Source organism: Paraburkholderia sp. BR10937 (genome assembly GCF_040965695.1).
Taxonomy (GTDB): domain Bacteria; phylum Pseudomonadota; class Gammaproteobacteria; order Burkholderiales; family Burkholderiaceae; genus Paraburkholderia.
This window is the reverse complement of record NZ_JBFRCL010000026.1, coordinates 65593-82435: the sequence shown is the minus strand read 5'-3', so window position 1 is coordinate 82435 and position 16843 is coordinate 65593. Positions and strand designations below refer to the sequence as shown.

At 65.4% G+C, this 16843-nt stretch carries 13 protein-coding genes and 1 tRNA gene; 8 read left to right on the top strand and 6 right to left on the bottom strand.

Translation table 11 applies throughout. From position 1 onward, the window contains the following. The first annotated feature begins 100 nt into the window (after positions 1-100). From fixL to AB4Y44_RS21980, 4 genes are all read left to right on the top strand, one after another. Positions 101-2614, top strand: coding sequence for an oxygen sensor histidine kinase FixL (gene fixL / locus AB4Y44_RS21995; protein WP_342923684.1), 2514 nt, complete (start codon positions 101-103; stop codon positions 2612-2614). After that, positions 2611-3258, top strand: a complete 648-nt coding sequence (gene fixJ / locus AB4Y44_RS21990; RefSeq protein ID WP_254315147.1) for an oxygen response regulator transcription factor FixJ — start codon at positions 2611-2613, stop codon at positions 3256-3258. The genes fixL and fixJ overlap by 4 nt, the downstream gene beginning before the upstream one ends. 227 nt (positions 3259-3485) lie before the next feature. Further along, positions 3486-4340 (top strand): bifunctional methylenetetrahydrofolate dehydrogenase/methenyltetrahydrofolate cyclohydrolase FolD, encoded by an 855-nt coding sequence (gene folD / locus AB4Y44_RS21985; RefSeq protein WP_324149145.1) that lies wholly within the window; start codon positions 3486-3488, stop codon positions 4338-4340. A 247-nt stretch (positions 4341-4587) separates the two neighbouring features. Next, positions 4588-6687 (top strand): M3 family metallopeptidase, encoded by a 2100-nt coding sequence (locus AB4Y44_RS21980; protein ID WP_368700891.1) that lies wholly within the window; start codon positions 4588-4590, stop codon positions 6685-6687. A gap of 83 nt (positions 6688-6770) precedes the next feature. On the opposite strand, the gene AB4Y44_RS21975 is transcribed toward AB4Y44_RS21980, so the two are convergent. Continuing rightward, complete coding sequence (locus AB4Y44_RS21975; protein ID WP_368700890.1) at positions 6771-8057, bottom strand: amidohydrolase family protein; 1287 nt, start codon at positions 8055-8057, stop codon at positions 6771-6773. Positions 8058-8162: 105 nt separating this feature from the next. Then, entirely contained in the window at positions 8163-9266 is a 1104-nt protein-coding gene (dinB, locus tag AB4Y44_RS21970) for a DNA polymerase IV (RefSeq protein WP_368700909.1), read from the bottom strand. 234 nt (positions 9267-9500) lie between these two features. Here dinB and AB4Y44_RS21965 point away from each other — a divergent pair, with 234 nt between their 5' ends. Then, positions 9501-10208: an aspartate/glutamate racemase family protein gene (locus AB4Y44_RS21965; RefSeq protein WP_368700889.1), complete on the top strand. Its 708-nt coding sequence runs from the start codon at positions 9501-9503 to the stop codon at positions 10206-10208. A 95-nt stretch (positions 10209-10303) separates the two neighbouring features. Here the strand turns inward: AB4Y44_RS21965 and AB4Y44_RS21960 are convergent. Continuing rightward, a tRNA-Met gene (locus AB4Y44_RS21960) sits at positions 10304-10380 on the bottom strand. Between the two features lie 150 nt (positions 10381-10530). After that, a complete protein-coding gene (locus AB4Y44_RS21955; protein ID WP_368700888.1) occupies positions 10531-11073 on the bottom strand; it encodes a PadR family transcriptional regulator in 543 nt (180 codons plus the stop codon). A gap of 188 nt (positions 11074-11261) precedes the next feature. Between AB4Y44_RS21955 and AB4Y44_RS21950 the strand changes: the two genes are divergently transcribed. Next, positions 11262-12263, top strand: coding sequence for an NAD(P)H-dependent flavin oxidoreductase (locus AB4Y44_RS21950; protein WP_368700887.1), 1002 nt, complete (start codon positions 11262-11264; stop codon positions 12261-12263). 64 nt (positions 12264-12327) lie between these two features. On the opposite strand, the gene AB4Y44_RS21945 is transcribed toward AB4Y44_RS21950, so the two are convergent. Then, the gene (locus AB4Y44_RS21945; RefSeq protein ID WP_368700886.1) at positions 12328-12948 is read right to left on the bottom strand and encodes a 2-hydroxychromene-2-carboxylate isomerase; all 621 of its coding nucleotides are present in this window, start codon (positions 12946-12948) and stop codon (positions 12328-12330) included. 100 nt (positions 12949-13048) lie between these two features. Here AB4Y44_RS21945 and AB4Y44_RS21940 point away from each other — a divergent pair, with 100 nt between their 5' ends. Together AB4Y44_RS21940 and xth are read left to right on the top strand one after the other, a co-directional pair. Next, positions 13049-13777: an SDR family oxidoreductase gene (locus tag AB4Y44_RS21940; protein WP_368700885.1), complete on the top strand. Its 729-nt coding sequence runs from the start codon at positions 13049-13051 to the stop codon at positions 13775-13777. 83 nt (positions 13778-13860) lie between these two features. Further along, complete coding sequence (xth, locus tag AB4Y44_RS21935; protein ID WP_342923675.1) at positions 13861-14646, top strand: exodeoxyribonuclease III; 786 nt, start codon at positions 13861-13863, stop codon at positions 14644-14646. A gap of 9 nt (positions 14647-14655) precedes the next feature. Here xth and AB4Y44_RS21930 read toward each other — a convergent pair whose 3' ends face one another. Beyond that, on the bottom strand, positions 14656-16749 hold the full coding sequence (locus tag AB4Y44_RS21930; RefSeq protein ID WP_368700884.1) for a prolyl oligopeptidase family protein: 2094 nt from the start codon (positions 16747-16749) through the stop codon (positions 14656-14658). Positions 16750-16843 lie beyond the last annotated feature (94 nt).

The following is a 16843-nucleotide window of genomic DNA, read 5'->3' as shown; positions in this document are numbered from 1 at the left end:
CGCCCCTGTGCCGATAACGGCCAGTTTGCACCCGTTTATCGGCGATTTACGGCTTTTTTCGCGGCATTTCCGTGTCTTACGCTGAGCTACAATCCTTGCCATGTTGACCGAACGGCTTTTCGCACGCTCGGCGCGGCCGCCCGGAACGCCCGGCGAGTCGTCGCCATCCCGCTGGCACCACGGACCCTGGTGGTCGAATTCCTATTTGCTGACGCCGCTCCTGTCGATCCTCGTGTTCCTGATCGTCATGAGCCTGATCTTGTGGAGCCTGAACCGCCGCGAGCAACAGCAACAGGAAGACACGCTCTACCGCAACGTGGCATGGGCCCAGCAGCAGATCCGGCTTTCCATGACAGGCGCGCAGGAGCAGCTGCAGGCACTCGCTCGCGACCTCGCCGCGGGCCACAGCGATCCGCAGTATTTCCAGACGTCCACCACGGACATCATGCAGGGCCATCCGGAGATCCTCTATCTCAACTGGTACACGAGCCAGGAGGAGCCGCGCTGGCCCAACACGGCGATGCCGGTCTTCGGCCAGCGCCTCGCGAAGCCCAACGACGCGCAAATGGACGAGGCCGTGAAGGCCGCCTTTGCCGAGGCGCGCGCCACGCGCCGCCAGGTGTATTCGCCGCTTATTTATGACGACGTCGGTAACGGCTACATCACGCTGCAAACGCCGGTATACCGCGATCGTGAATTTCTTGGGTCGATCGCGGCCGTGTTTTCGGTCGAAGGCATCCTGAAGCACGACATCCCGCCCGAGCTGTCGGCCAAGTACAAGATTTCGATCCTCGACGCGAACAATCGCGAGCTCGCGACCACCTCGACGCGGCCGCGCCTGCCGCGCGACGTCTATTACGACCTGCCGCTCGATCCGCCTGGCCAGGGCGTGTCGGTACGCGTCTACTCGTATCCGCAGATGACCAACTTCACGAACAACACGCTCGTGTGGCTGGTCGCAGGGCTGTCGTGTTTCGTGCTGTGGAGCCTCTGGAGCCTCTGGAAGCACACGCGCCAGCGCTTCGAGGCGCAGCAGGCGCTCTACGCGGAGGCGTTCTTCCGCCGCGCGATGGAAAACTCGGTGCTGATCGGCATGCGCGTGCTCGACATGCACGGCCGCATCACGCACGTGAACCCGGCGTTCTGCCGCATGACCGGCTGGGACGAAAGCGACCTCGTGGGCAAGAACGCACCGTTCCCCTACTGGCCGCGCGACGCCTACCCCGAAATGCAGCGCCAGCTCGACATGACGCTGCGCGGCAAGGCGCCCTCCTCGGGATTCGAGCTGCGCGTGCGCCGCAAGGACGGCTCGCAGTTCCACGCGCGGCTCTATGTCTCGCCGCTCATCGACAGCTCGGGCCGCCAGACCGGCTGGATGTCGTCGATGACCGACATCACGGAGCCCAAGCGCGCACGCGAAGAACTCGCCGCCGCGCACGAGCGCTTCACCACCGTGCTCGAAAGCCTCGACGCCGCCGTCTCGGTGCTCGCCGCCGACGAAGCCGAACTGTTGTTTGCGAACCGGTACTACCGCCACCTCTTCGGCATCCGTCCGGACGGCCATCTGGAACTCGCGGGCGGTGGCGGCTTCGATTCGGCGAGCGCCTCTTCCGACTCGATCGACATGGTCGACGCCTTCGCCGGCCTGCCCGCCACCGCGCTCACCGAGAGCACGGCGGACGCGCAGGAGGTCTACGTCGAAAGCATCCAGAAGTGGTTCGAAGTGCGGCGCCAGTACATCCAGTGGGTGGACGGACACCTCGCGCAGATGCAGATCGCGACCGACATCACTACGCGCAAGCAGGCGCAGGAACTGGCCCGCCAGCAGGACGAGAAGCTCCAGTTCACGAGCCGCCTGATGACGATGGGAGAAATGGCCTCGTCGCTCGCGCACGAACTGAACCAGCCGCTCGCCGCGATCAACAACTATGCCTCGGGCACCGTCGCGCTCGTGAAGTCGGGCCGTGCCGCGCCCGACAACCTGCTGCCCGTGCTCGAGAAAACGGCGCAGCAGGCCGTGCGCGCGGGCATGATCATCAAGCGCATCCGCGAGTTCGTGAAGCGCTCCGAGCCCAAGCGCCAGGCCACGCGCGTGGCCGACATCGTCGCCGACGCCGTGGGCCTCGCCGAGATCGAGGCGCGCAAGCGTCGCATCCGCATCGTGACCGACATGCGCTCGCGCATGCCCGTGATCTACGTCGATCCGGTGCTGATCGAACAGGTGCTCGTCAACCTCTTGAAGAACGCCGCGGAAGCCATGGCCGAAGCGCGCCCGAATGCGATCGACCCGGTGATCCGCGTGATCGTGAAGCGCGAAGGCGGCAACGTCTGCATCAGCGTGGTCGATCAGGGCCCCGGCGTTGACGAAGCCACGGCCGAGCGTCTCTTCGAACCCTTCTACAGCACCAAGTCGGACGGCATGGGCATGGGCCTGAACATCTGCCGCTCCATTATTGAATCGCACCGCGGGCGTCTCTGGGTGGTCAACAACGTCGAATCCGACGGCCACATCAGCGGCGCAACGTTCCATTGCAGTCTGCCTATCGGCGAATCGGACACCCTCTCGCGGAACACCGACGAACCGACTCCACAAACCGTTACGGGAGAGCCATGAACAGCCCAGTCACCACCCAGGAAACCGTCTTTGTTGTCGATGACGACGAGGCCGTACGAGATTCCCTGCGTTGGCTCCTCGAAGCGAACGGCTACCGCGTCCAGTGTTTCAATAGCGCGGAGGAGTTCCTCGAGGCGTACCAGCCGGCGCAACAGGCCGGCCAGATCGCCTGCATGATTCTGGACGTGCGCATGCAAGGCATGAGCGGCCTCGAACTGCAGGAACGTCTGATCGCCGAAAACGCCTCGCTGCCGATCATCTTCGTGACGGGTCACGGCGACGTGCCGATGGCCGTCTCGACCATGAAGAAGGGCGCGATGGACTTCATCGAGAAGCCCTTCGACGAAGCCGAGCTGCGCAAGCTGGTGGAGCGCATGCTCGACAAGGCGCGCAACGAAAGCAGCAACGTGCAGCAACAGCGCGCGGCCGCCGAGCGCCTCGGCAAGCTCACGGCGCGCGAGCACCAGGTGCTCGAGCGCATCATCGCGGGCCGCCTGAACAAGCAGATCGCCGACGACCTCGGGATCAGCATCAAGACGGTGGAGGCGCACCGCGCCAACATCATGGAGAAGCTCAACGTCAACACGGTCGCCGACCTGCTGCGTCTCGCGCTCTCCAACAAGCCGCAACAGGCGCAGCAGTAAGCGTGCGTCTTTCTCCGGCAGCATTCGCGCGCCACGCCGCGCGAATGCTGTCGGCGGCATCTCGCCGCAACTCTCTTCCGTCGCCCATCGTCCGTTCAGGCCGGAGCACGGCCGCCGCGCGGGTATAATGTCGGCCTTCGAACGGCGCCCGCCCCACGCGCGCCAGCGCTCGCGCCCGAACGAGCCCGAACAGAGCCCGCATTGCCCACTCTCGACCCCGACCGACCATGACTGCCACTATCATCGACGGCAACGCCCTCTCCAAGAAACTGCGTGCGGAGGTCGCCACGCGCGCCGCCGCCCTCACCGCCCGCGGCCATCAGCCGGGACTCGCCGTCGTGCTGGTCGGCGACAATCCGGCGAGCGAAGTCTACGTGCGCAACAAGGTCAAGGCCTGCGAAGACAACGGCCTGTACTCGTCGTACGACCGCTATCCCGAGTCGCTTTCCGAAGCCGACCTCCTCAAGCGCATCGACGAGTTGAACCGCGACCCGAAGATCAACGGCATTCTCGTGCAGTTGCCGCTGCCGAAGCACATCGACAGCCACAAGGTGATCGAAGCCATCGCGCCCGAGAAGGACGTGGACGGCTTTCACGTCGCCAATGCGGGCGCGCTCATGACGGGCCAGCCGCTGTTCCGCCCCTGCACGCCCTATGGCGTGATGAAGATGTTCGAGGAATACAAGATCCCGCTCGAAGGCGCGAACGCCGTGGTGATCGGCCGCTCGAACATCGTCGGCAAGCCGATGGCGCTTCTGCTGCTCGAAAAGGGTGCGACGGTCACGATCTGTCACAGCAAGACGCGCGACCTCGCGAAGCACACGCGCGACGCCGATATCGTGGTCGCCGCGGTGGGCAAGCGCAACGTGCTGACCGCCGACATGGTCAAGCCCGGCGCGACCGTGATCGACGTGGGCATGAACCGCGACGATAACGGCAAGCTCTGCGGCGACGTCGATTTCGCGGGCCTGAAGGACGTGGCCGGCTTCATTACGCCGGTGCCGGGCGGCGTCGGCCCGATGACCATCACAATGCTCCTCGTGAACACGATCGAAGCCGCGGAGCGCGCGGCAGGCGCGTAAGCCACGCGCGGCGACGCGTCGCGACATGACATTTCCCGAAGCGGCCCACCACGGGCCGCTTTCTTTTTGCGGCGCCGCCCGCGTGAACGCGCGCAGCCGCGATTGCGGCACCGGCCCCCGACATCTGTTAATTTGCTCGGATAACCCGGTTGGAAAGCGCACCTGGCGCCCCAATACTCTGGCTATCGGGCGCGCGCGTGCCGCGCCCCCGGCCCCTAACCCGCGACAGACAGGAACAGGAAGCATCATGGCTACTACCCCCTCCGACAATCCGCTCCTCGATTTCACCGGCCTGCCGCGCTTTGGCGAAATCCGCCCCGAACACGTGACGCCCGCGCTCGACGTCCTGCTCGCGAACGCGAAGGCCGCGGTCGAGCGCGCCGCGCAACCCATGACGCCCGCGCAATGGAGCGACGTGGTCGAGCCGGTCGAACGCGCCAGCGAGCCGCTTTCGCGCGCCTGGGGCGTGGTCGGCCACCTGAACGCCGTCGCCGACACGCCGGAGCTGCGCGCCGCCCACGGCGAGAACCTGCCGCGCGTAACCGAATTCTGGTCGAGCGTCGGCCAGAATCTCGAGCTTTTCAAGAAGTACAAGGCCATCACGAATCACAACTCGTTCGAGCTGCTCTCGGGCGAACGCAAGAAAATCCTCGACAATTCGCTGCGCGACTTCCGCCTCTCCGGCGCGGAACTGCCCGAAGACCAGAAGCCGCGCTTCGCCGAGCTGCAGGAGCGTCAGGCCGCGCTCGCCAAAGCCTTCTCCGACCACGTGCTCGACGCGACCAACGGCTACGCGTTCTACGCCACGAACGAAGCCGACCTTGCGGGCCTGCCCGAGGACGTGGTCGCCGCCGCGCGCGAAGCCGCCGAGCGCGAGAACAAGGAAGGTTGGAAGTTCACGCTGCACTTCCCCTCGTACTTCCCGGTCCTGCAGTACTCGGAAAACCGCGCGATGCGCGAGACGATGTACCGCGCCTACGTCACGCGCGCGTCCGAACTTGGCCCCGTCTACGGCGGCGGCAAGGCCGAATGGGACAACACGGCGATCATCGAGGAGCAACTGAAGCTGCGCGCCGAAGAAGCGAAGATGCTCGGCTACAACAACTTCGCCGAAGTCTCGCTCACGCCGAAGATGGCGGAAACACCGGCCCAGGTGATGAGCTTCCTCGAAGACCTCGCCACGCGCGCGCGCCCGCACGCCGAAAAGGACTGGGAAGAGCTGCGCGAATTCGCCGCGAGCGAACTGGGGCTCACGCAGATCGAACCGTGGGACATGGCGTTCGCCGCCGAGCGGCTGCGCCAGAAGCGCTACTCGTTCTCGGAAAACGAAGTGAAGCAGTACTTCCCGGAAGACTTCGTGCTGCAGGGCCTGTTCAAGGTCACGGAAACGCTGTTTGGCGTGCGCATCCGCCCGGACACCGCGCCGGTATGGAATCCCGATGTGCGTTTCTTCCGCGTGGAAAACGCGGACGGCACGCTCGTCGCGCAGTTCTATCTCGACCTCTATGCACGTGAAGGCAAGCGCGGCGGCGCATGGATGGACGACGCCCGCTCGCGCCGCAAGCTCGAAGGCAATGACGTGCAAACGCCCGTCGCGTATCTCACGTGCAACTTCTCGGCCCCGGTCGGCGGCCGCCCTGCGTGCTTCACGCACGACGAAGTCATTACGCTGTTCCACGAGTTCGGCCACGGCCTGCACCACATGCTCACGCGTGTGGACGAACTGGGCGTCTCGGGCATCAACGGCGTGGAGTGGGATGCCGTCGAACTGCCCTCGCAGTTCATGGAAAACTTCTGCTGGGAATGGGACGTGGTGCGCGAAATGAGCTCGCATGTCGAGACCGCCAGGCCGTTGCCGCGCGAACTCTTCGACAAGATGCTCGCCGCGAAGAACTTCCAGAGCGGTCTCGGCACGCTGCGTCAGATCGTGTTTTCGATGTTCGACATGGCGCTGCACGTGGACTTCGACGCGTCGAAGGGCAAGAGCGCGAACGACCTCGCACGCGAGATCAACGAGCGCTACCACGTCATTCCGCAGGCATCGTTCTCGCGCTGGCCGAACACGTTCAGCCACATCTTCGCGGGCGGCTACGCGGCCGGCTATTACAGCTACAAGTGGGCCGAAGTGCTTTCCGCCGATGCCTATGCGGCCTTCGAGGAAGCCGCGCAGGCCGCGAAGTCGAGCGTGCTCGACGAAGCGACCGGCACGCGCTACCGCAAGGAAATTCTGGAAGTGGGCGGCAGCCGCCCGGCGATGGAATCGTTCAAGGCCTTCCGCGGCCGCGAGCCGAACATCGACGCGCTGCTGCGCCACAACGGCATGGAGCAGCCGCCGGCACAGCAGTGAACGCGTGACTCGCTCATAAGCGATCCGAACGAAAACCGCGCATGGGTAGGCAACCCATGCGCGGTTTTTTATTGCCGGACCTTTTATCGATGCAGTCTGAAATCGACGCTTTGCGGCCGCCCTTCGAGCGCAAGCGCCGCGCGCTGCGCGGGTTGCCGGCTCACCACCCTGCCCCGGCTCACGACCGCCAGCCGCGCCGCGCGCAGCCGGATCGCCTCGACGGGATCGCGAGCGTCGAGCACCACGAGGTTCGCCGCGCAACCGGGCGCCACGCCGTAGCCTTCGAGGCCGAGGATCGTCGCGGCATTGACGGTCACCGCGTCGAAGCAGGCGCGCGAGGCGTCGGTGCCCGTCATTTGCGCGACGTGCAGGCCCATGTGCGCAACTTCGAGCATGTCGCCCGAGCCGAAGCTGTACCACGGGTCCATCACGCAATCGTGGCCGAACGCGACGGTCACGCCGGCCGCCATCAACTCGGGCACGCGCGTCATGCCGCGGCGCTTCGGGTAGGTATCGGCGCGCCCTTGCAGCGTGATGTTGATGAGCGGATTCGCAATTGCCGCGACACCCGACTCGCGCATCAGCGGGATCAGCTTGCTCACGTAGTAGTTGTCCATCGAATGCATCGAGGTGAGATGCGAGCCAGTCACGCGCCCATGCATGCCCAGCCGGTGCGTCTGCGCCGCGAGCGTTTCGATGTGGCGCGAGAGCGGGTCGTCGGATTCGTCGCAATGCATGTCCACGCGCAGGCCCTTGTCGGCGGCGAACTCGCAGAGCAGGCGCACCGAGTCGGCGCCCTCCGCCATCGTGCGCTCGAAGTGGGGAATGCCGCCCACCACGTCCACGCCCATCGCGATCGCGCGCTTGAGATTGTCGAATGCACCGGGGCTGCGCAAGACGCCATCCTGCGGAAACGCCACGAGCTGGAGATCGAGATACGGGGCGACGCGGCGCTTCACTTCGAGCAGCGCCTCGACGGCGAGCAGCCGTGCGTCGCACACATCGACGTGTGAGCGGATCGCGAGGAGCCCGCGCGCGACGGCCCAGTCGCAGTACTGCAGCGCGCGCTCGACGAGCGCCTCCTGCGTGAGATGTGGCTTGAGCTCGCCCCACAGCGCGATGCCCTCCAGCAGCGTGCCCGACGCATTCACGCGCGGCAGGCCATACGAGAGCGTGGCGTCCATGTGGAAATGCGCATCGACGAACGGCGCGCTCACGAGCGCACCCGCCGCATCGATCTCCTCGCGCGCCGCCGTTGCGAGATGCGGCTCCACCGCCGCAATGCGCCCCGCCTCGATGCCGATATCCACGGTGGGATAGCCGGCGGGATGTGCGTGCGCGAGCACCGCGCGGCGAATGATCAGGTCCATCTGCGGCTCCTTGTTCTGGCGTGGCGCTTTCGTTAAGACTCGCGTCGATTCTATCGACGCCAGAATGACGCCGCCAGCGGCGTGGCCCGCATCTACGCACAGGCGTCAGACGGGCGCGCTCGGGCCGTCGTCTTCCGCAGGATCGTCGTCGAAGAGCGCGAACTGCCCGCGCAACGCCGGGTTGTCCTCTTCGAGCCGCACACCCACGCCCAGCAGACGCACCGCCAGCTTGCGCCGCGCGAGTCCTTTTTCGAGCATCAGGAGCAGGGTGCGCACATTGGTGGCGTCGGCCACACACTCGACCGTCGTACGCTGGAAGTCGGCGAAGCGGATCTTCACGAAGAGCTTGCGCACCGCGTGCGCGCAAGCCGCGCGTTCGATGCGAGCGTCGAGCTGCACCGCAAGACGCTTGAGCTCTTCGCTGCACGCTTCGAGCGTGAGCAGGTCGTTCACATAGGTCGTCTCGATGCTCACCGGCTTGCGCTCCTGATCGGCGCGCACGGGCCGGTCATCCAGGCCGCGCGCGAGTTCGTAGAGCCGCTTGCCGAACACGCCGAAATGCCGGTGCAGATCGAACAGCGACCACGTGCGCAGTTGCGCGCAGGTGGTGAGCCCGAGGTTTTCGAGCTTCGCCGCCGTGACCTTGCCGACGCCGTGGATCTTGCGCACCGGCAGCGCAGCGACGAAGGCATCGACTTCAGGCGGACGCACGACGAAGAGGCCATCGGGCTTGTTCCAGTCCGAGGCGATCCTGGCGATGAACTTGTTCGGCGCCACGCCGGCCGATACCGTCACGCCTACGGTTTCGCGCACGCGCGCGCGAATTTCCTCGGCGATCAGCGTGGCGCTGCCGTTGCAGCGCGAGGCGCGCGTGACGTCGAGATAGGCTTCGTCGAGCGAGAGCGGTTCGACCTCGGGCGTGTAGTCGCGGTAGATCGCCATGATCGCGCGCGAGGCGGTGCGGTACTTCTCCATCGCCGTGGGCAGGATCAGCAGCTCGGGACACTTGCGCATGGCGAGCGCCGAGGACATCGCCGAATGAATGCCGAAGCGCCGCGCCTCGTAGTTGCAGGTGGCGATCACGCCGCGCTGGTCGGGCCGTCCGCCCACCGCGAGCGGACGGCCGCGCAACGAAGGGTCGTCGCGCATTTCGACCGACGCATAGAAGCAGTCGCAGCCGCAGTGGATGATCTTGCGAGCGGCGGCGATAAGTGCGGCGGCGGAGCGCCGCGGGTCGGGCGCAGCCGGCGGCGCGAGGTCGGAAGAAGGCGAGTTCACGGTCCCGATACTGTACAAAAACACAGTACTATTTCAAGACAAGTGTCCGCGCCCTTTATCGGCTCCCGTACCGCTTCGGATCGGCCAGATCCGTCTCTGGACTGCTGGCTGCGCGGGCCTATACTCGTGCGGACTGAACAGGCCACGAGGGCGAGGAACGAATCGATGAAGACGATCGGCGTGATTGGCGGGATGAGCTGGGAGTCGTCGGCCGAGTATTACCGGCTGCTGAACCGCCACGCGAAGGCGCGTCTGGGCGGCCATCATAATGCGCGCAGCCTGATGGTGACCGTGGACTTCGCGCAGGTCGAAGCGCTCCAGCGCGCGGGCGACTGGGAGGCGCTGGGCCTGCAGATGGCCGAGGCCGCGCAGCAGCTCGAACGCGGCGGCGCCGATATCGTGCTGCTCGCGACGAACACGATGCATCGCGTGCGCGCGGCGATCGAGGCGACGATCTCGATCCCCTTCCTGCATATCGCGGACCCGACCGGCCAGGCGTTGCGCGCCGCGGGCTTCACGCGAGCGGGCCTGCTCGGCACGCGCTACACGATGGAACAGGACTTCTATGTGGGGCGATTGCGCGAGGCGCACGGCATCGAAGCAATCGTGCCGAACGAACACGATCGCGCGGACGTGCATCGGATCATCTACGACGAGCTGTGTCACGGCAACGTCGATGCGCAGTCGCGGCGCGCGTATCAGCGCGTGATCGATGACCTCGCGGCACGCGGCGCGCAGGCCGTCATTCTCGGTTGCACGGAAATCACGCTGCTAATCGGACAGAAGGATTCGGCACTGCCGGTGTTCGACACGACTGCGTTACACGCGCAGGCCGCGGTGGATTGGGCGATTGGAAGCGAGGCAGGTGCCTAGCAAGGGCGCTCGTTGCAGCTTCGAGCTGCAGAAAACAAAAAACCCGCTCAGAGCGGGTTCATTGTTTGGCACGAGGCCTTGCTGCTTAAGACGTTTGGTTGCGGGGGTAGGATTTGAACCTACGACCTTCGGGTTATGAGCCCGACGAGCTGCCAGACTGCTCCACCCCGCGTCCGTCAGAGAAAAGAATTATAGGGTGCAGCGACCACTCCGTCAAGCGTCTTTTTCACATGGCTGAAACATCACGCGTTCGGACGTCGTCGAGCCGGCGATCGCAACGCGAATCTCAACCCGACAATTACTTCGGACAACCTGGCACATTTCACTGTGCCTGCGCGGGTTCCACCAGCGTGCGCACCTCTTCCGCCCAGGCAAGCCACATCTCCTGCGTATGGATGCCCGCCTTGAGGATCGCGTACTGCAACCGCTGCCCGCGCGTGAGCGATGCCGCGCCAAAATCGCGCTGCTCGATCTCCCGATACGTCGTGAGCCGTGCACGATTTTCTTCGATGAGCCGCGCGAGTTCCTCGGCGAGGCCGAGCGGCCCGATCACGGCATCGGCGCGCAGCTTGAGCAGAAACACGTTGCGCGAGTCGAGGTCGAGCGCGGTCTCGCGCACCCAGCGCGCCACTTCATCCCGCCCGACCGGCAACACGCAGTACACCTTCTTGCGCGACGCGGCGGCCGTCTCGTCTTCGATGACCGAGACCCACCCCGCGTCGACCATGCGGCCCAGTTCGCGATAGATCTGCTGATGGGTGGCGTGCCAGAAGTAGCCGATCGCGCGATCGAAGCGGCGCGCGAGGTCGTAGCCCGATGAAGGCTTTTCCAGCAAGGCGATGAGGATGGCATGCGGCGTCGACATGCGGCGATTCTAAACCACGCCCCGCCCGATACCGGATCTGTTGCGGACCGAATTTTTCCAATATGCAACTGGTTGCATAGTTTCGACGGCTTTGCTATGTTTGAGCCTGCCAGCCGGCGCGTACGCCGGCGCATCGAATCACGCGACGGCAGCCGCACCCGGCGGCCGCCCCAGTCCAGGAGATATGGATGTCCCTGCCCGCCTTGCTGCGCCGCGGCCTGTCGATTCCCGTCGTCGGCTCGCCCCTCTTCATCATTTCGAATCCCGATCTCGTGATCGCCCAGTGCAAGGCGGGCGTCGTCGGATCGTTCCCCGCGCTCAACGCGCGGCCCGAGCACGTGCTCGGTGAATGGCTCGACCGCATCACCACCGAGCTCGCCGAGTACAACGCGAAGCATCCGGACGCCCCGGCGGCGCCCTTCGCCGTCAACCAGATCGTGCACAAGTCGAACGACCGCCTCGAGCACGACCTTGGCGTGTGTGCCCAATACAAGGTGCCGATCGTCATCACGTCGCTCGGCGCGCGCGAAGAGGTCAACCACGCGATCCACGCATGGGGCGGCATCGTGCTGCACGACGTCATCAACAACACGTTCGCGAAGAAGGCCATCGAGAAAGGCGCGGACGGCCTGATCGCCGTGGCCGCCGGCGCGGGCGGCCACGCGGGCACGCTCTCGCCGTTCGCCCTCATCCACGAGATTCGCGAATGGTTCGACGGCCCCCTGCTGCTGTCGGGCGCGATCGGCAACGGCAACGCGATTCTCGCGGCGCAGGCGGCGGGCGCCGATCTCGCCTACATCGGCTCGGCGTTCATCGCCACGCACGAAGCGAATGCCGTCGACGCCTACAAGCAAATGATCGTCGAAGGCGGCGCGGGAGATATCGTCTACTCGAATCTCTTTACGGGCGTGCACGGCAACTATCTGCGCCAGAGCATCGTGGCGAGCGGCCTCGATCCGGAGACGCTGCCGCAGTCGGATCCGTCTGCAATGAATTTCGGCTCGACGCGTGTGAAGCCGTGGAAGGACATCTGGGGCTCGGGCCAGGGCATCGGCGCGGTGAAGAGCGTCGTGCCTGCCGCTGAACTCATCGCGCGTTTGAAGCGCGAATACGAGGCGGCGCGCGTGCGTCTGGGCGTGGTCGCGGCGCCGCAAACCGAGGAACAAACGGTGGAACAAGCCGCGCTTTGATGCGCGGCGCGAGGCGGGAGCGACCGTGCCGCGTCCGCCTCGCCTCGTGATGAACCGCCCCGCCTTATGCGCGCGACTTCACGCGCGCGATTTCCTCTTCGACATCGCGCAACTGATCCTTGCCGAAGTACATTTCCTCGCCGACGAAGAAAGTCGGCGAACCGAACGCGCCGCGCTCGAACGCCGACTGCGTGTTCGCAAGCAGCGCGGCTTTCACATCGGCGTCCTGAATCGCCGTTTCGAATGCCGTGGCGTCGAGGCCGTCCGCCTCCAGCGCCGCGCGGATCACAGCGGGGTCGTCCATCTTGAGGCCCTCTTCCCACATGTGCGCGAACATGCGGTCCACGTAGCGCTCGAACGTGCCGTTACGCTGCGCCGCAATCGCGCCGCGCATGATCTGCAACGTGTTCACCGGGAAGTGCGGATTGTGCCGATAGGCGCTCAGCCCATACCGCCCGATGAAGCGCCGCATCTCGAGCATCATGAACTTGCGTTTGTTCTCGATGTCCGCGAACGCCTCGGCCGGCGAGCGATTGCCGCTCAGCTTGAAGAGGCCGCCGAGCAGGATCGGCACATACTCGAAACGCACCTGCTGGCGCGCTTCGATGCCGCCGATCACCTTGTGGCACAAGTAAGCGTTAGGACTACCGAAGTCGAACAGAAACTGCACCTTGATGTCACGCATCGTGTCTCCCCTATGTGAATACGCGCACCTTTGCCCGGGCGCGTCGACGTCCTAAGATACCTGAAACCGGGCCGCTGCAATCGACAGTGAGACAAGCACCATGACGCAAAAAAAAGCCGTACTGGTAATTGGCGCAGGCGACGCCACCGGAGGCGCCATCGCGCGCCGCTTCGCACGCGAAGGCTACGTTGCGTGCGTGACGCGCCGCAATGCCGACAAGCTCGCGCCGCTCGTCGCGCAGATCGAAGCCGAGGGCGGCGAAGCACACGCCTTCGGCTCGGACGCGCGCAAGGAAGAGGACATGATCGCGCTCTTCGCGGAGATCGAAACGCGCGTCGCGCCGATCGAGGTGGCGATCTTCAATATCGGCGCGAACGTGCGCTTCGGCATTACCGAAACCACGGCGCGCGTCTATCACAAGGTCTGGGAAATGGCCTGCTTCGCCGGGTTTCTAATGGGCCGCGAAGCCGCAAAAGTCATGCTACCGCGCGAACGCGGTTCGATCTTCTTCACGGGCGCCACGGCGAGCCTGCGCGGGCGCGAGGGCTTCGCGGCGTTCGCGGGCGCGAAGCACGCGCTGCGCGCGCTCGCCCAGTCGATGGCGCGCGAACTCGGACCGCAGGGCATTCACGTCGGGCAGATCATCGTCGATGGCGCGATCGACACCGAATTCATCCGCGAGAATTTTCCCGAGCGTTACAAGCTCAAGGAACGCGACGGCATCCTGAACCCCGAGCACATCGCCGACGCCTACTGGACGCTGCACCAGCAGCCACGCGATGCGTGGACGCACGAACTCGATCTGCGGCCGTGGCTGGAGCAATGGTGAGGCAACAGTTGCCCGCTCTGCGAAGCAGGCGATAATGGCGGCGAAGTGCACCGAACGCACACCGTCACCCTATCGAGCCTCACATGAAAATCGCAACGTGGAACGTCAACTCCCTCAAGGTCCGTCTGCAGCACGTCATCGACTGGCTCAACGAGAGCAAGACCGACGTGCTCTGCCTCCAGGAACTCAAGCTCACCGACGACAAGTTCCCGCGCGCCGATCTCGAGGCGCACGGCTATCGCAGCTGGTTTGCGGGCCAGAAGACCTATAACGGCGTGGGCATCCTCGTGCGCGAAGGCCTCTTCGTCGACGAGGCCACGGTCGTGCGCAACATTCCCGGCTTCGAAGATCCGCAGCAGCGCGTGATCGCCACCACGATCGGCGATGTGCGTATCGTGAGCGCGTACTTCCCCAACGGCCAGGCGCCCGGCACGGAAAAGTTCGCGTACAAGCTGCAATGGCTCGACGCCATGCACGACTGGCTCGCGCAGGAGATGCAGCGCTACCCGAAGCTCGCGCTGCTCGGCGACTACAACATCGCGCCCGAAGACCGCGACGTCCACGATCCGAAGGCCTGGGAAGGCCAGAACCTCGTCTCGCCCGAGGAGCGCGCACAGTTTCGCCGGCTGATCGAACTGGGCTTCGTCGACGCGTTCCGCCAGTTCGAGCAGCCCGAAAAGCTCTTCACGTGGTGGGACTATCGCATGTTCGCGTTTCGCCGCAACGCGGGCTTGCGCATCGACCATATCCTGCTCTCGCCCGCGCTTGCCGGACACCTCACCGCGTGCGAAGTGGACAAGGTGCCGCGCAAGTGGGAACAGCCGTCCGATCACACGCCGGTGATCGCCACGCTCGATATGCCGGGCTGAACGCCCGCCTTACCAGTTCCTCGCGAGCGTGGTCCACAGAAAGCGATAAACGAGCGCGTCATACTCCGCGCGCTCGAGCGAATCGCTGCCGGGACCGTGGCCACCTTCGGTGTTCTCCAGATACCAGACATTCGCGTGCCCCTGCTGCTCCATACGCGCGACCATCTTGCGCGCGTGCGAGGGGTGCACGCGATCGTCGCTCGTCGAAGTCGTGAACAGCGACGGCGGATACACGACGCCGGGCTTCACATGGTGATAAGGCGAATAAGCAGCCAGCGCGCAAGATTCTTCGGCATCCTCAGGATCGCCATACTCGTCGATCCATGACGCACCTGCATGCAGCAGCGGGTAGCGTCGCATGTCGAGCAACGGCACCTCGCACACCACGGCGCCGAACAGCTCGGGGCGCTGCACCATGCAGGCGCCCACCAGCAGCCCGCCGTTGCTGCCGCCCTTGATGCCCAGTTGCGCGGCGCTCGTATAGCCATCGGCGATCAACTGCTCGGCCACGGCGATGAAGTCGTCGAACGAGCGCTGGCGATGCTCGCGCTGCGCCTCGACGTGCCATGCAGTGCCGTACTCGCCGCCGCCGCGGATGTGCGCGATCGCCACTACGCCGCCCTGCTCCAGCCAGCCGATGCCCGAGCCCACGAGATATTGCGGCGTGAGCGCGATTGCGAAGCCGCCGTAGCCCGTGAGCAGGCATGGTGACGCCTTGCGCGACTCGCCTTCGAGCACGGCCTTCGGGCCGATCACGGTGAACGGGACGCTCGTGCCATCCGCCGAGCGCGCGTGCGAACGAATGACCGTGAGCGGGCCGGAGTCGAACTGCGTGGGCCAGCGGTCGAGCAATTCCCACTCCTGGAGATCGGTTTGCGCGAGATCGGCGAGCCAGTATTCGGGCGGCAGCAGGTAATCGTCGACGTCGACGAATACCTCGTCGTTGAGCGTGTCTTCGATGGGCGAGACATCCACCTGCGAGCTCGCACGCGCAGGAAACACGCGCGACTCCCAGCGCCATGCGTCATCTTCCCGGTGCGGCTGCCACAGCATCGTGCGACTTTCCACATCGTCGAGCCAGGAGACGATCAGGACGTTGAGCGTATTGGTCCAGTCGCACGCCGACGTAACCGGCGTGGGCGTGAAGAGCGCCGTGAACGCGCGATCGCCCGCAAGGAACGCGTCTTCGCGGATCGCGAGCAACGCGCCGCCCTTGTACGTCACGCCCGCAACGCGCCAGTCGAGCCGCGGCTCGAGCAGCAGCCAGCCATGCCAGGCGCCCACCGAGACATGCGTCGGCACGTCGTACACCTGCCAGTCGCCGCGCTCATCGAGACGATAGGTGTATGAATCGAAGAAGTCGACGCTGCGCACCACGTCGTGGCGCTTCTCGACCGGATCGTAGTCGCCCTCCACGCTGATGTCGTCGAACTCGCCGCTGAACACCACGGGCGCGTCGGCGAGCGCGGTGCCGCGGGTCCAGCGACGCACCTCGCGCGGATAGCCCGAGCGCGTGAGCATCTTCTTGCCGCTCTTGCCGCCCGCGTCCCAACCCAGGTACACGGTATCGCGATCGATCCACGAAATGATGTGCTTGCCTTCCTTCGCGATGGCGAAGCCATCGCCGAGGAATTCACGCTTCACGATGTCGAATTCGCGCACGATGACCGCGTCGGAGCCGCCGTCGGAAAGCTGGATCAGCGCGCGGTCGCCGTCGGGGTAGAGGATGTCGATGCCCGCGCACACCCATGGCTTGCCCTCTTTCGCGCCGAGCGCGTCGAAGTCGATCAGCGTTTGCCACTGCGGCTTGTGGGCGCGCCAGTCGGCCCAGAGCGCGCGGCGCCACAGGCCCTTGGGATTGTCCTCGTCCTCCCAGAGATCGTAGGCCCACTCCTGCCAGCGGCTCGGGATCACGGGCCGCTCGCGCGGCAGGTAGGCCTGCGCGAGGCGCTTCTCGAGCGCCTCGAAGCGCGCACCACCTTGCCACGCGGCGCGTGTGCGCGCGTTCTGCGATTCGACCCAGTCCATGACGGCGGGGTCGTCGAGCGATTCGAGCGAAAGGAACGGATCGGCCTCGGTGGGCCAGGGAGAAGTCACGGGCATGATCGGTCGTCGACAGGAAAACAGCGTCGATTATGCCCTGTGTGCGCGCCGATGGACTGCGCGCCGGGCCGGCTCGCGTGGCGCGAGGCCGGCC

Coding starts and splice junctions, on each gene's coding strand:
- fixL (WP_342923684.1), top strand. CDS start 101: ATGTTGACCGAACGGCTTTTCGCACGCTCGGCGCGGCCGCCCGGAACG.
- fixJ (WP_254315147.1), top strand. CDS start 2,611: ATGAACAGCCCAGTCACCACCCAGGAAACCGTCTTTGTTGTCGATGAC.
- folD (WP_324149145.1), top strand. CDS start 3,486: ATGACTGCCACTATCATCGACGGCAACGCCCTCTCCAAGAAACTGCGT.
- AB4Y44_RS21980 (WP_368700891.1), top strand. CDS start 4,588: ATGGCTACTACCCCCTCCGACAATCCGCTCCTCGATTTCACCGGCCTG.
- AB4Y44_RS21975 (WP_368700890.1), bottom strand. CDS start 8,057: ATGGACCTGATCATTCGCCGCGCGGTGCTCGCGCACGCACATCCCGCC.
- AB4Y44_RS21965 (WP_368700889.1), top strand. CDS start 9,501: ATGAAGACGATCGGCGTGATTGGCGGGATGAGCTGGGAGTCGTCGGCC.
- AB4Y44_RS21955 (WP_368700888.1), bottom strand. CDS start 11,073: ATGTCGACGCCGCATGCCATCCTCATCGCCTTGCTGGAAAAGCCTTCA.
- AB4Y44_RS21950 (WP_368700887.1), top strand. CDS start 11,262: ATGTCCCTGCCCGCCTTGCTGCGCCGCGGCCTGTCGATTCCCGTCGTC.
- AB4Y44_RS21945 (WP_368700886.1), bottom strand. CDS start 12,948: ATGCGTGACATCAAGGTGCAGTTTCTGTTCGACTTCGGTAGTCCTAAC.
- AB4Y44_RS21940 (WP_368700885.1), top strand. CDS start 13,049: ATGACGCAAAAAAAAGCCGTACTGGTAATTGGCGCAGGCGACGCCACC.
- xth (WP_342923675.1), top strand. CDS start 13,861: ATGAAAATCGCAACGTGGAACGTCAACTCCCTCAAGGTCCGTCTGCAG.
- AB4Y44_RS21930 (WP_368700884.1), bottom strand. CDS start 16,749: ATGCCCGTGACTTCTCCCTGGCCCACCGAGGCCGATCCGTTCCTTTCG.